Raw genomic sequence first — 13,174 nt, forward strand, 5'->3', positions numbered from 1 at the left:
CCGGTCAGACCATCGTCAGCAGCACGGCGACAAAAATGCTGCCGGCGGAGAAGGTCATGGTCCGAGACGACCAAGTGTTGAACCAACGTTGAAAGCTGGCGAGATCACGGGTCAGGTGGGTGGGCTGGCGAGTCCAGGACTGTTGGTCGAGGCGGAAGAACACGTAGATCTTCACCAGGGCACCGACGATCTGGTTGTAATAGAGGATCGCCGGGTAGGCAGGGCCGATCCGGTGTCCGGAGCACGACAGCAGCAGGGTCAGCAGGAACCGGGTGATGCCGATCCACAGCAGGTACACCAAGATGAACGCGGTGCCGTACTTGAAGCTGGCGATCAGTGCCACGGTCAGGCCAAGCAGCGAGGTCCACATCGACACCCGCTGGTCGAACAGCACCACCGAGGTGAACAGGCCCAGACGGCGCATGCCCAGGCCCAGTGCCCGGGAGTTCTGCCGCAGGTTGTTGCCGTACCAGCGAAACATCAGCTTGCGGCTGGCCTTGATGAAGCTCTTCTCCGGCGGATGCTCGACGGTGTTGATCGCCGCATCGGGCACGTAGAACGTGTCGTAGCCCAGGCGCATCAGGCTGAACCAGCTCGACTTGTCATCGCCGGTCAGGAACTTGAAGCGACCCAGGCGCCAGTGTTGCAGCGAGTCGCTTTCCACGTCGGCGATGAAGTCCGGGTTGGTGACCACGGTGGCGCGGAACACCGACATCCGCCCGGTCATGGTCAGCACGCGCTTGGACAAGGCCATGGAGCACATGTTGATGTGACGCTGGGCGAAGCGCAGCTTGTGCCACTCGCTCATGATGTAGCCGCCGCGCACTTCGCAGAACTCGTTGGTGGTCAGGCCGCCGACATTGCCGAACAGCTGGAACCACGGCACGGTCTTGCGCACGACGCCTTCGGCGAGCACGGTGTCGCCATCGATCACGGCGACCACGGCGCGATCGTCCGGCAGGTGGCGGGAGATGGCGCGGAAGCCGTAGGCCAAGCCGTCACGCTTGCCGGTGCCTGGGATACGCACGAAGTCCAGCTTGACCCGTTCTGGCGGGTTCATGCGGGCCCAGAGGCTCTTGACCAACAGTTCGTCGGACATTTCCACGATGGAGCAGACCACGGTGGTGGGCAGCTCGCAGTCGATGGCCTCGCGGATCACCGAGCCATACACTTGTGCAGTGGTCAGCGCGTCGATCCGAAAGCTGGTGACCATCAGGTACACGTGGGACGGATCCGCCGCCTTGCCCAGCTTGCGGACCTTGCGGCGCAGGTGTGGGTAGACGATGTACAGGAAGATCATGCCGCGCACGAAATGCGTTGCTCCCATGGAGTAACGCCAGATGCCCACGGCGCCGATCAGGAAAATGAAGTCCTTGGATTCGGAGTCGAACGTGGACGTGGGCAGCGCCATGGCGATGCCCATCAATAAACTCAAGTAAAACAGCCAACCGGCGGCCTGAAGCAGGCCGTGCTTTAGCCTGTGCATAATCTGCATCCGTCTCTATCTCGGGCGGGCCTTGTGGGCGGCCCGATGGGTTAAGGCAGGCGAAAGGCCGGCCGAGGCATGCCCCGGCCGGCAAACAGACTTACCAGCAGATGCCTTCGGTCCGGCCACTCGGGTTGGAGGCCTTGGACATGAAGCCGACCAGGTCGATGACCTGCTTGCCTTCCGGTACGTTTTCGGTCAGCGCGCGGAACTTCTCGTCGCGGTTACCCAGGATGATGATGTCGGAGCTGTCGATCACCGAGTCGAAGTCGGCGTTGAGCAAGGACGAGACGTGAGGAATCTTCGACTCGATGTAATCCTTGTTCGCACCGTGGACGCGGGCGTATTCGACGTTGCTGTCGTAGATCTTCAGGTCGAAACCCTTGCCGATCAGCATTTCCGCCAGTTCCACCAGCGGGCTTTCACGCAGGTCGTCGGTGCCGGCCTTGAAGCTCAGACCCAGCAGGGCGACTTTGCGCTTGTCGTGGCTGGAAACGATGTCGAAGGCGTTCTGCACCTGGGACTCGTTGCTGCGCATCAGCGAGTTGAGCAGCGGCGCTTGCACGTCCAGGGCGCCGGCGCGGTAGGTCAGGGCGCGAACGTCCTTGGGCAGGCAGGAACCGCCGAAAGCGAAGCCTGGGCGCATGTAGTACTGGGACAGGTTCAGGGTCTTGTCCTGGCAGACCACGTCCATCACTTCACGACCATCGACACCGACGGCCTTGGCGATGTTGCCGATCTCGTTGGCGAAGGTCACCTTGGTGGCGTGCCACACGTTGCAGGTGTACTTGATCATCTCGGCGACGGCGATGTCCTTGCGGATGATCGGCGCGTCGAGCTCTTCGTACAGCGACTGCAGAACGTCACCGGAGGCGGTGTCGAACTCACCGATAACGGTCATTGGCGGCTGGTCGTAGTCTTTGATCGCGGTGCTTTCGCGCAGGAACTCAGGGTTCACCGCGACACCGAAATCGACGCCGGCTTTCTTGCCGGAGCAGTCTTCCAGGATCGGGATGACAACGTTTGCCACGGTACCCGGCAACACGGTGCTGCGTACGACGATGGTGTGGCGGGTGGTCTTGTCACGCAGGACAAAACCGATCTCGCGGCACACGGCCTCGATGTAGTTCAGTTCCAGGTCGCCGTTCTTTTTGCTCGGTGTACCGACGCAAATCATCGACAAGTCAGTATCGCGAATGGCTTCGGCGAAGTTGGTAGTACCGCGCAGTCGACCTGTTTGAATGCCTTGCGCCAATAGCTCGCCAAGACCCGGTTCAACGATGGGCGATTTGCCGGCGTTGATCATGTCGATTTTGTCTTTGGCGACATCTACGCCAACTACGTCATGGCCCCGTGCAGACAGGCAACCGGCACATACTGCACCGACGTAACCCAAACCAAATATGCTAATGCGCATCGCATTTCCCTCTGTTTTTCACGCCATTAAATGGCCGGAGTTAATAGTGTTCAGCGGTCATAGTGCACTCGGAAGTGTGGAATGCAGGCGCCACAATGCCGTGTGCAGGCATACTAAGTTCCGAGTGTCTAAATAAATGCACTCAAGTTGTGCGCAATGTGGCCTAGTTGTTATGACCTGCCCTGTTATGCAGCCAGTCCTCGTTATCGGGAACGCTCGTGCAAAGGTCCTTCACTTCCGACTCCTGGCAAAAAGCCCACAAAATCAGAAGCTTGTGTGCTCGGGTGAGCACGTTATAGGGGCGCAGCCTTGGCCTTGTAGGGGATAGTAATGGTGCGTTATCTCCTGTCCTTTATAAGATGGATCCAAATAGGCGACCGTTTCGCTAAATTGCCATGACAACTTGGTTACTTGGATCGACGGCCTATGTAAGTCTTCTCTTACACGCTCCGTGAGAATCGTTACGGGTGGTATGAGCCGTGCAATTTCACATAGTTCCGATCCGCTCATCGCGATTTTCGAAATTTTTCGAAATATTATCGAAGATGGCACTGCCCTCAATATGATGGCACTTGCCGTTTCATCCTTTATTAATGGGGAGTTAGGAGGGGGGGATAGTTTTGTGCCACTACCGATAAAAATTTTTGGTGCCACTACGCAAAAAACTGACGAGTGTCGAGTGAAAGAAAAGTTAGCGGGGGAGTGGGCCGATTTATTGGCGTCATGAAACTGGCGAAACAGGTGGGGAACTAAGATGACAGATCGGGGCTTGATCGAAGCCCCTGATCAGAGAGCGATATAAGGTTATGCCTTATTCGGGAGCGTGATCGCGCAAGAACACCAGTTTGTCCTGGCTCGACTGTTGTGCGTTGAAGCAGTAGCCCTGCACATCGAATTGGCGGAGTGCCGCAGGGTCGTTGATGCGTTCTTCAATGACGAAGCGACTCATCAGGCCCCGGGCTTTTTTGGCGTAGAAGCTGATGATCTTGTACTGGCCATTTTTCAAGTCGCGGAATTCGGTATCGATGACGCGCGCTTTCAATGCGCTGCGCTTGACCGCCGAAAAGTACTCATTGGACGCCAGGTTCAGCAGTACGTCGTCGCCTTGTTCGGCCAGGGCTTCGTTCAGCCATTCGCTGATGCGTGTGCCCCAGAAGGCATACAGGTCCTTGCCCCGGGCATTGGCCAGCTTCGTGCCCATCTCCAGGCGATAGGGCTGCATCAGGTCCAATGGCCGCAGCAGGCCGTAAAGACCGGAGAGCATGCGCAAGTGTTGCTGGGCATAGTCGAAATCGGCTTCGCCAAAGCTTTGCGCATCCAGGCCCGTGTACACATCGCCCTTGAAGGCCAGCAGCGCCTGCTTGGCGTTGGCCGGGGTGAACGCCGGCGTCCAGCTGCCGAATCGCGCGGCATTGAGGCCGCCGATCTTGTCGGAGACGTGCATCAACTCGCTGATCTGTGCCGGCGAGAGTTCGCGCAGCTGTTCGATCAGTTCCTGGGAATGATCCAGGTACTGCGGCTGGGTAAAACGCGCGGTAGCCGGCGGTGTTTCGTAGTCGAGGGTCTTGGCGGGGGAAATCACCATCAGCATGCAATCGTCTCCTTGAAGGTGCGGCGATTCTAGGGGGTTGTCCGGGTGGACTCCAGCTATTGGGGTGATAGGTGATGGATGGGCGAGTATTGACGGGCATTTTTGGTAAGGGAGGTGTGGGAGCAAAGTCTGTGGGAGCAAAGCTTGCTCGCGATGAACGATGGCGCAGTCTTGCAGATGGACCGTGTCGCCTGCATCGCGAGCAAGCTTTGCTCCCACAGGACTGCTCCCCAAGTCCGCTGATCACAAGGGGATTACACCAGGATCGGCTATGATGCCGCGCGGGTTTCGTTATGGAGACATCCCTTTTGCGTATCGCCCTTCTGTTATTGGCCTGGTTGTTGAGCCTGGGCGCCAGTGCCGCGCCCAACGACGTCGCCACCCTGGACCGCAGCACCTGGCCGGAACAACTCACCAGCCCGACGCTGTTCGATGTGGCCTCGCGGGCCGAGATCCTGATGTTCGCCCGGGGGTTGCTGGACGTCGATGCCATGGACGAAATCGCGCTCAAGCAGTACCTGGGGCTGCGCACGGTCAATATGGCCGCGATTGATGCCCTACGCGCACGGCTGTGGCAGCGGCTGTTGACCAACTACAACTTTGCCCAGCGCAGTTGCGATCAGGATGCGTCCTTCTGTTATCTGGTCGAGGACATGGCGACCCTGCGCGAAGAGGCCCGCAGGTTCCATCTGGATGACAATTCCTACTACATCAAGTGGGCGGCACCGAGCCAGATCTTTCATACCCAATACCGCGATGAACTACTGCGTAAAGCCGCGCTTTTTCCGCAAACCAGCAGTGAAATCGCCCGTTTCGGTGATTACGAGCGCAACGGCGAGGACATGAACGACCGGCTGTTCCTGCTGACCTTCGACAGCGCTGCCAACGTTGTGCCGGACAACACCTCGTGGCTGACCGACTACCTGCGCAAGGCGAACATGAACGGCACCTTCTTCGTGCTGGGCAAGGACATCCAGGCGCGACTGGAAGAGCGCTCGGCCAACAGTCTTCAGATGTTGTATGCCGGACAGTGCGTGGGTGTGCAGGGCTGGGAGTTTCGTTCCCACAGCCATTGGCAGGACTGGCAAGACTCGGTCCGGCGCAGTGTCGAGCTGGTCAAGGGCAAGCTGCCCGAGAATTATGTGCCGCTGTTCCGCCCGCCCCAAGGCCAGCGTCGTGGCGATGCCGAAGGGTTTTTCCGGCAGCAGGGCTTGCAGGTGGCGTTGTGGGATATCGACCCCCAGGACAGCGGCAATCGGCTCAAGCCTGAGCAAAGCGCCCAGCGTGTGCTGACCCTGATGCTGTTGTGGCGCCACGGGGTGATCAATTTCAACGCCAAGCAGGATGGGGTGAAAACGGCGGTGCCCTGGCTCATGGCGCAGACGGCGCAGAGCGGGATCGGTTGGGCTGACTGTCAGGAGGCGTTTCGCTGAAACCGGCAAAGGCCCGGAAACATTGGGGAAGGAGGAAAAACCGGGACACATTCATGACAACCGGACTTCCGACTTTAACGGTGCAATGGCGGTACGCCAAGGGTTATTCGTCACTCTGAAAAATAAACTTCAAAAAAGCGTCAAAGTGCTTTTTCCTGTCATGGTTTTTGGAGTATCAAGAAGTCAGACCGCCGAAACCTGCAACACAGGTGGCGTCTTCCAAGACCCAGATTGTGTGCAGTTCACCTGAATCCTCGCGGGTGAATTCGGTGGCTACCTCGAGGCGCAGCACTGTCAAGGTATTGCGTCGAATGGCCCCCACATAGGTGACCGAGTATGGATGACCACGGACGTAGCCTTTCCTCCAACCAGCCAATCCTCTATGTACTCGATACCAACGTATTGATCCACGATCCAAACGCGCTCCTGAACTTCGAAGAACACCACGTTGCCATCCCGATGACCGTGCTTGAGGAGCTGGACAAGCTCAAGAGCGGACACCACAGCGTTGCGGCCGAATGCCGGCAGGCGATCCGTCTGATCGACAAGACCTTGGGTGATGCCTCCCCGGAAGACGTTGAACTCGGCGTGCCGATCCAGCGCGGCAAGAGTGGTCCCAAGGGCCTGCTTTCGATCCTGATGAGCAAGCGCACCGAACCCAATCTGGTGCTGCCTGAACACCTGAACGACAACATCATCATCAACCAGTTGATCGACCTGCACGCGCGCAACAAGGACCAGGCCGTGGTGTTGGTGACCAAAGACATCAACATGCGCCTCAAGGCCCGCGCCTGCGGGATCGCGGCGGAGGACTACAGCACCGACCAACTGGTCGACGACGTTTCGCTGTTGCCCAACGGCTACCACACCATGACCGGCTCATTCTGGGACCGTGTGAGCAAGGTCGAGACCCGCCAGGACCATGGTCGCACCTGGCACCAGGTGCAACTGATCGACAACCTGCCGGCCGTGCACATCAACGAGTTCATCATCGACGAACAAGGCTTCGTCGGCTGGATCAAGGAAATCCATGTCGACAAACTGCTGATCCTCGACCTGCACCAGGAACCGCTGCTGCACCAGGAAGCCTGGGGCCTCAAGCCTCGTGACATCTACCAGAGCCTGGCCCTGTTCGCCTTGCTCGACCCCGATATCCACCTGGTCAACCTGTCCGGGGCCGCCGGTTCCGGTAAGACCATCCTGGCCCTGGCCGCCGCCATCGAGCAGACCATGGTCAGCAAACGCTACCGGCGTATCATCGCCACCCGCAGCGTGCAGGGCCTGGACCAGGAAATCGGTTTCCTGCCCGGCACCGAGGCGGAAAAAATGGAGCCGTGGCTGGGGGCGATCACCGATAACCTCGAAGCCTTGCACATGGATGACGAAAGCACCCATGGCAGCGTCGACTACATCCTGAGCAAAGTGCCGTTGCAGTTCAAATCCCTTAACTACATTCGCGGGCGCAGCTTCCAGCAGAGCCTGATCCTGATCGACGAATGCCAGAACCTGACCCCGCACCAGATGAAAACCATCATCACCCGTGCCGGTGCCGGTTCCAAAGTGGTGTGCCTGGGTAACCTGGCGCAGATCGACACCCCTTACCTGTCCGCGACCAGCTCCGGGCTGACCTACCTGACCGAACGTTTCAAGGACTTCCCCAACGGGGTCCACATCACCCTGCAGGGCGTACCGCGCTCGATCCTGGCCGAATACGCCGAATCGCATCTGTAACTGACCATCACAACCGGGCGACCTCAAGGTCGCCCGGTTTTTGGTGCCCGATAAATAACCCCCTGTGGGAGCGAGCTTGCTCGCGATAGCGGTGTGTCAGCCAAATATTTTTATCTGATACACCGCGATCGCGAGCAAGCTCGCTCCCACAGGGTTTTTGCGGTGACTTCCGAATCCAGGGCGCAAGTGGGTGCGACAATCAGCCCTGCCGGAATCTGACCCACAGGTTTACAATCGACACTCCCGATCAGGAGTAACCCTGTGCTGACTCATCTCGATTCCCAAGGTCGCGCCAATATGGTCGACGTGACCGACAAGGCCGTGACCTTCCGTGAAGCCACGGCCGAGGCCTTTGTGCGCATGCTGCCCGACACGCTGCAGATGATCGTCAGCGGCGGTCATCCCAAGGGCGATGTGTTCGCCGTCGCGCGCATTGCCGGCATCCAGGCTGCCAAGAAAACCAGTGACCTGATTCCGCTCTGCCACCCGCTGCTGCTCACCGGCGTCAAGGTCGAGCTCAACGCCGAAGGCGAGGATCGGGTGCGCATCGTCGCCCGCTGCAAACTGTCGGGGCAGACCGGCGTGGAAATGGAAGCTCTCACCGCCGCCAGCGTCGCCGCGCTGACCATTTATGACATGTGCAAGGCCGTCGACCGTGGCATGACCATCGAAGGCGTGCGAGTGCTGGAGAAACTCGGCGGCAAGAGCGGCCATTTCCAGGCGGATGCGTCATGAAGATTACCGTGAAGTTCTTTGCCCGTTACCGTGAAGCGCTTGGCGTGGATTCGCTCAAGGTAGAAGGTGATTTCGCCACAGTCGACGATGTGCGCGCACTGCTCGCCCAGCGGGACGGTGCCGAAGTGCTGAAGGAGCAAAACCTGATGTGCGCGCGCAACGAAGACCTGTGCCAGCTCGACGAACCGTTGGCGGACGGTGATGAAGTCGCGTTCTTCCCCACCGTGACCGGAGGCTGAACCATGGCGATTCGTGTGCAGGTCGAACCGTTCGACGCAGGGGGCGAAGTCAATGCGATGCACGCGGCCAATGTCGGCGTGGGGGCGGTGGTGAGCTTTGTCGGCTACGTGCGTGATTTCAATGACGGCCTCGATGTGTCCGGGATGTTCCTGGAACATTACCCGGGCATGACCGAAAAAGCCCTGGGCAAGATCGCCACCGAGGCCGAGCAGCGCTGGCCGCTGCTCAAGCTGGAGGTGCTGCACCGTATCGGCGCGCTGGAACCGGGCGAGCCGATTGTCTTCGTCGCGGCCGCCAGTGCCCATCGCCAGGCGGCGTTCGACGCCTGCGCCTTTGTCATGGACTACCTCAAGACCCGTGCGCCGTTCTGGAAAAAGGAAAACACCGTCGACGGCCCGCGCTGGGTTGAAGGGCGGGACAGTGATCATGCGGCGGCGGATCGCTGGAAGCAGTAGGCAGCCTCTTTGTTATTGGCGGCTGTCAGTCCGCCATCGCGAGCAAGCTCGCTCCCACACTGGATCTTTGTTGTACCCGGATCCCCTGTGGGAGCGAGCTTGCTCGCGATAAGGCCATCAACCTCCCATCACATTCCCCTGCCTACCGATTGACGATATGTACATTAAAGTCCAGTATGGATTTATAAGTACAAATCAGCTGCGCCCACCTTTCTCTGCCAAACCAACAACAACCCGCGAGAGAACATCATGAGCAAATTCCCCCTCATCACCGGCCTGGCCTTGAGTCTGTTGGCCTCCAGCAGCCTGTTCGCCGCAGAGAAAATCCTGCGCATCGGCATCGAAGCGGCTTATCCGCCGTTTGCTTCCAAGACTTCGGAAGGGAAGATCGAAGGGTTCGACTACGACATCGGCAATGCCCTGTGCGCGCAGATGCAGGTCAAGTGCGAATGGATCGAGAGTGAGTTCGACGGGCTGATCCCCTCGCTGAAGGTGAAGAAGATCGACCTGGCGTTGTCGTCCATGACCATCACCGAAGAACGCAAGAAGTCGGTGGATTTCACCCACAAGTACTACTTCACCTCATCGCGCCTAGTCATGAAGGAAGGAGCGGTGGTCGATGACCAGTACGCCAGCCTCAAGGGCAAGACCGTGGGCGTGCAGCGAGCCACCACCACTGACCGCTACGCCACTGAAGTGCTCGAACCCAAGGGTGTGATCGTCAAGCGCTACAGCAACAACGAAGAAATCTACATGGACCTGGCGTCCGGTCGCCTGGACGCGATTTTCGCCGACACCATCCCGCTGGAAGACTTCCTGTCGATGCCTCGCGGTAAGGGCTATGCGTTTGTCGGCCCCGAGCTTAAGGACCCGAAATATGTGGGTGAGGGCGCTGGTATTGCGGTGCGCAAAGGCAATACCCAATTGGTGGCGGACTTGAACAAGGCCATCGATGGGATTCGGGCCAATGGGGAGTATCAGAAGATCCAGGCCAAGTATTTCAAGTCAGATATCTACGGCGACTGATACATCGCCTTCGCGAGCAAGCTCGCTCCCACATTGGATCTCATAGAACACAAATAGTGTGTTCTACACGGATCCCCTGTGGGAGCGAGCTTGCTCGCGATGAGGCCAGGCAACCCAAAACCTCAGCCCTTCAGTTCCTTCAAATGCTTGTACACCGTCGCCCGCCCCATGTTCAGCACATTGGCCACATAGTTGGACGCGCTCTTGCCCTTGAACGCGCCTTCGGCATGCAGCGCCAGCACCAACTCGCGTTTGTGGTCGCGGGTCAACAGGTTCAGGCTCAGCTGGCGTTCGCGCATCCAGGCGTGCAGGAAGGTGTTGATTCGCTCCTGCCAGTCATCGCGAAACAGTGAATCCGGCTGGGGAATCAATTTGCCCGGCGACAGGAACAGATCCAACGCGGCCTTGGCATTTTCGAACAACGAAATATTCAAGTTGATGCACAGCACCGCCAGCGGATGACCGTTGGCGTCGCGCAGCACGCTGCTGAGGCTGCGAATCTTCTGTCCGTCCCAGTTCAGTTTTTCGTACGGCCCGATGTTCCGTTCGCTGACGTCCTCACTGAGCATGTCTTCCAGGGACGAGTCATCGCCAATCTCGCGCTTGGACAGGTTATTGGCGATGTAGTCGACTTTCTGGCTGCGCAGGTCGTGCAGCACCACTTCGGCGTGGGGGTAGAACAGCGTGGCGATAGCGTCGGCGATGGTGCGGAAGTTTTCCAGCGCAGGATCGGGTGGCGAAGCGGTCATGACAGGGCTCCAGGCAGCGTCAGCGCCCCGTGGAACAGGGGCGCGGGGAGTGTGCCGCAATCGTGGCGATGCGTCACCTCGGTTGGCTCACCCCAGGCGCTTGGGGGAGAGCATGGCGCTGCTCAGGCCGAAACGGGCCAGGGCCTCGGGCAGCGGTTCGCCACGCACCAGCGCCGCGCTGGCCTGGCCCATGGCCGGTGACGTCTGGATGCCGTAGCCGCCCTGGGCCGCGACCCAGAACAGCCCGGCCACCTGTGGATCGAAACCGGACAGCAGATCACCGTCGTGGACGAAACTGCGCAATCCGGCCCAAGTGCGGGTCGGGCGGCGGATAGTCAGGGTGGTGGCTTCTTCGATCTGGTAGATGCCCATGGCGATGTCCAGTTCTTCCGGCTGCACGTCGTGGGGTTCCACCGGGTCGGCGTTGGCCGGCGAGCCGAGGAACATGCCGGCGTCGGGCTTCATGTAGAAGGATTCGTCCAGGCTCACCAGCATTGGCCAGTCATGGATATCCACGCCCTCGGGGCCAGCAAAAATGAACGCCGCACGCCGTTTGGGTTGCAGGCCCAGTTTCCGGGCACCGGCCATTTCGGCAATGTGATCGGCCCAGGCACCGGCCGCATTGATCACGATGGGGGCGGTGAAGGTCTGGTTGGCAGTCTTCACCTGCCAAAGTCCCTGGTCGTCGCGGCTCAGGCCTAGCACTTCGCTGTCGGTGTGCACATCGCCGCCGCTGCGACGGATGCCGCGCAAGTAGCCCTGGTGCAGCGCATCGGTGTCGATGTCGCAGGCCGTCGGGTCATAGATCGCCCCGTGGACCTTGTCCCGCCGCAGGATCGGCAGCCGCACACAGGCTTCGTCGGCGCTGAGCAGTTGCATCTGCGGCACCGTGGCCTTGGCGCTCAGGTACTGATTGTTCAGCTCGGCCGGGTCGCCGGTGAAGTCCACGGTCATTTCGCCCCGTGGACTCAACAACGGGTGCTCGCAGAAACCGGCTGGCGGGGCGTCGAAAAAATCCCGGCTGGCCTGGGTCAGCGCCCGCACCTGCGGGGTGCCGTAGGCGGCACTGTACAGCGCCGCCGAGCGTCCGGTGGAGTGGTAGGCCGGATGGGATTCGCGCTCGAGCACAATCACCCGGCCGTGGGGTGACAGCCAGTAACCGGTGGAAGCACCGGCAATGCCGCCGCCGATGATGATGAAGTCTGCTTGTGTCATGAATTCTCCTGCGGAGCATGTGCTCGGGAACTCGAAGCCCCCTGTGGGAGCGAGCTTGCTCGCGATGGCGGTGGATCAGTCACTCTCAATATCGACTGTCAGGCCACCATCGCGAGCAAGCTCGCTCCCACAAGAGAATCGGGGGATGTCAGTTGTGAAGTCGATACAGGGCATTCGCCAGCGCAACATCCTCCAGCCCCAGGCCGATGGAGCGGAAGAACACATGGCGTTGGTAGTCGGGACGCGCCACGTGTTCGCTGAGCAATTCAGGCAAGTCACCGACGATGCGCGACGCCTCCCAGCCGTGCTGTTCGCTGGCGATGAGCATTTCACCGGCCGAGCCCGAGGTGGTCTGACGATAGTCGCAGAACACGTCCATGTCGTTGAGGCGCTGGGGCGGTATTTCGTGGGCACGTGGGGCGTTGGTGCTGATGGAAGTGATCAGTGCCGGTTTGCCCAGGGTCTGCGGGTCAAAGACGGCGTTGGCGGACGAGGTGCAGAGCATCACCACGTCGGCATCGTGCAGCGCCGCTTCAAGGCTGTCGGCGATTTGCAGGCGAGGGTCCAGGTCGGTGATGGAGGCAAGTTCTTGTGCCGACTTGGCCTTCAGGCCTGGCGAATAGAGGCTGATAGCTTGCCAGTCCCGCAGGTCCTTGACGTAGTGCACGTGCGCCCGGGCCACCGCGCCGCTGCCGATGACCGCCAGGCGCCTGGCGTTGTCCGGTGCAAGGGCATCGACGGCGACGGCGGTGGTCGCGGCGGTACGGGCAGTGGTCAGCTCGGCGGCATCGCACAGCAGCAGCGGCTGGCCGGTCTGCATCGACATCAGCAAGGTCCAGGCGGTCACTAATGGGCCTTGCTCGCGCACGATATAGGGCGAGGTCTTGACCCCGTAGACCTGGTCTTCGGCCAGCACGCCCAAGTAGTTGATGAAGTCCCCGGCGCCTTGGGGAAACGCCACCCATTGCTGGGGCGGCTGCACCGCTTGCCCGGCTGCGAGATCACGGAACAGCTTGCGCAGGATGTGCGGCACGTCGATTTGTCCAAGCAGTTCGCGGGCCTGGGCTTGGGTCATCACAAAGGGCGTGTTGGGCAT

Annotated in this window: 13 protein-coding genes; 7 read left to right on the forward strand and 6 right to left on the reverse strand. The window is 59.9% G+C overall.

Going from position 1 to position 13,174, the window contains the following annotated elements:
• Window positions 1–4: 4 nt before the first annotated feature.
• Window positions 5–1,486 carry a mannuronan synthase gene (gene alg8, locus AB4N80_RS11095; protein ID WP_436278738.1) on the reverse strand — a complete coding sequence of 494 codons (1,482 nt, stop codon included), beginning with the start codon at window positions 1,484–1,486 and terminating at the stop codon, window positions 5–7.
• 100 nt (window positions 1,487–1,586) lie between these two features.
• A complete protein-coding gene (locus AB4N80_RS11100; RefSeq protein ID WP_122566535.1) occupies window positions 1,587–2,903 on the reverse strand; it encodes a nucleotide sugar dehydrogenase in 1,317 nt (438 codons plus the stop codon).
• Window positions 2,904–3,375: 472 nt separating this feature from the next.
• On the opposite strand from AB4N80_RS11100, the gene AB4N80_RS11105 reads away from it, so the two are divergent.
• On the forward strand, window positions 3,376–3,630 hold the full coding sequence (locus AB4N80_RS11105) for a hypothetical protein (protein WP_163006757.1): 255 nt from the start codon (window positions 3,376–3,378) through the stop codon (window positions 3,628–3,630).
• An 84-nt stretch (window positions 3,631–3,714) separates the two neighbouring features.
• On the opposite strand, the gene yaaA is transcribed toward AB4N80_RS11105, so the two are convergent.
• Window positions 3,715–4,494: a peroxide stress protein YaaA gene (gene yaaA, locus AB4N80_RS11110; RefSeq protein ID WP_122566534.1), complete on the reverse strand. Its 780-nt coding sequence runs from the start codon at window positions 4,492–4,494 to the stop codon at window positions 3,715–3,717.
• Between the two features lie 308 nt (window positions 4,495–4,802).
• Here yaaA and AB4N80_RS11115 point away from each other — a divergent pair, with 308 nt between their 5' ends.
• The 6 genes from AB4N80_RS11115 to AB4N80_RS11140 all read left to right on the forward strand — a co-directional run bounded on the left by AB4N80_RS11115 (window position 4,803) and on the right by AB4N80_RS11140 (window position 10,114).
• Window positions 4,803–5,927 (forward strand): polysaccharide deacetylase family protein, encoded by a 1,125-nt coding sequence (locus tag AB4N80_RS11115; protein WP_122566533.1) that lies wholly within the window; start codon window positions 4,803–4,805, stop codon window positions 5,925–5,927.
• A 336-nt stretch (window positions 5,928–6,263) separates the two neighbouring features.
• Window positions 6,264–7,658: a PhoH family protein gene (locus AB4N80_RS11120; protein WP_122566532.1), complete on the forward strand. Its 1,395-nt coding sequence runs from the start codon at window positions 6,264–6,266 to the stop codon at window positions 7,656–7,658.
• 261 nt (window positions 7,659–7,919) lie between these two features.
• Window positions 7,920–8,393 carry a cyclic pyranopterin monophosphate synthase MoaC gene (gene moaC, locus AB4N80_RS11125; protein WP_058542774.1) on the forward strand — a complete coding sequence of 158 codons (474 nt, stop codon included), beginning with the start codon at window positions 7,920–7,922 and terminating at the stop codon, window positions 8,391–8,393.
• Window positions 8,390–8,632, forward strand: a complete 243-nt coding sequence (moaD, locus tag AB4N80_RS11130) for a molybdopterin converting factor subunit 1 (protein ID WP_122566531.1) — start codon at window positions 8,390–8,392, stop codon at window positions 8,630–8,632. The genes moaC and moaD overlap by 4 nt, the downstream gene beginning before the upstream one ends.
• Window positions 8,633–8,635: 3 nt before the next feature.
• Window positions 8,636–9,088, forward strand: coding sequence for a molybdopterin synthase catalytic subunit MoaE (moaE, locus tag AB4N80_RS11135; RefSeq protein ID WP_122566530.1), 453 nt, complete (start codon window positions 8,636–8,638; stop codon window positions 9,086–9,088).
• 249 nt (window positions 9,089–9,337) lie between these two features.
• Complete coding sequence (locus AB4N80_RS11140; protein WP_305468340.1) at window positions 9,338–10,114, forward strand: ABC transporter substrate-binding protein; 777 nt, start codon at window positions 9,338–9,340, stop codon at window positions 10,112–10,114.
• A gap of 122 nt (window positions 10,115–10,236) precedes the next feature.
• Here AB4N80_RS11140 and AB4N80_RS11145 read toward each other — a convergent pair whose 3' ends face one another.
• The 3 genes from AB4N80_RS11145 to AB4N80_RS11155 all read right to left on the reverse strand — a co-directional run bounded on the left by AB4N80_RS11145 (window position 10,237) and on the right by AB4N80_RS11155 (window position 13,174).
• Window positions 10,237–10,863 carry a helix-turn-helix transcriptional regulator gene (locus tag AB4N80_RS11145; RefSeq protein ID WP_122566528.1) on the reverse strand — a complete coding sequence of 209 codons (627 nt, stop codon included), beginning with the start codon at window positions 10,861–10,863 and terminating at the stop codon, window positions 10,237–10,239.
• Between the two features lie 87 nt (window positions 10,864–10,950).
• Entirely contained in the window at window positions 10,951–12,078 is a 1,128-nt protein-coding gene (locus AB4N80_RS11150) for an NAD(P)/FAD-dependent oxidoreductase (protein ID WP_122566527.1), read from the reverse strand.
• Window positions 12,079–12,226: 148 nt separating this feature from the next.
• Entirely contained in the window at window positions 12,227–13,174 is a 948-nt protein-coding gene (locus AB4N80_RS11155) for an ornithine cyclodeaminase family protein (protein ID WP_122567185.1), read from the reverse strand.

Source organism: Pseudomonas sp. H3_A02 (assembly GCF_054671965.1).

What these genes read in the sequence shown, in the direction of transcription:
- AB4N80_RS11100 (WP_122566535.1), bottom strand. Translation starts at nt 2,903, where the DNA reads ATGCGCATTAGCATATTTGGTTTGGGTTACGTCGGTGCAGTATGTGCC.
- AB4N80_RS11140 (WP_305468340.1), top strand. Translation starts at nt 9,338, where the DNA reads ATGAGCAAATTCCCCCTCATCACCGGCCTGGCCTTGAGTCTGTTGGCC.
- moaE (WP_122566530.1), top strand. Translation starts at nt 8,636, where the DNA reads ATGGCGATTCGTGTGCAGGTCGAACCGTTCGACGCAGGGGGCGAAGTC.
- moaD (WP_122566531.1), top strand. Translation starts at nt 8,390, where the DNA reads ATGAAGATTACCGTGAAGTTCTTTGCCCGTTACCGTGAAGCGCTTGGC.
- alg8 (WP_436278738.1), bottom strand. Translation starts at nt 1,486, where the DNA reads ATGCACAGGCTAAAGCACGGCCTGCTTCAGGCCGCCGGTTGGCTGTTT.
- AB4N80_RS11145 (WP_122566528.1), bottom strand. Translation starts at nt 10,863, where the DNA reads ATGACCGCTTCGCCACCCGATCCTGCGCTGGAAAACTTCCGCACCATC.
- AB4N80_RS11150 (WP_122566527.1), bottom strand. Translation starts at nt 12,078, where the DNA reads ATGACACAAGCAGACTTCATCATCATCGGCGGCGGCATTGCCGGTGCT.
- AB4N80_RS11155 (WP_122567185.1), bottom strand. Translation starts at nt 13,174, where the DNA reads ATGCCCAACACGCCCTTTGTGATGACCCAAGCCCAGGCCCGCGAACTG.
- AB4N80_RS11105 (WP_163006757.1), top strand. Translation starts at nt 3,376, where the DNA reads ATGAGCCGTGCAATTTCACATAGTTCCGATCCGCTCATCGCGATTTTC.
- AB4N80_RS11120 (WP_122566532.1), top strand. Translation starts at nt 6,264, where the DNA reads ATGGATGACCACGGACGTAGCCTTTCCTCCAACCAGCCAATCCTCTAT.
- yaaA (WP_122566534.1), bottom strand. Translation starts at nt 4,494, where the DNA reads ATGCTGATGGTGATTTCCCCCGCCAAGACCCTCGACTACGAAACACCG.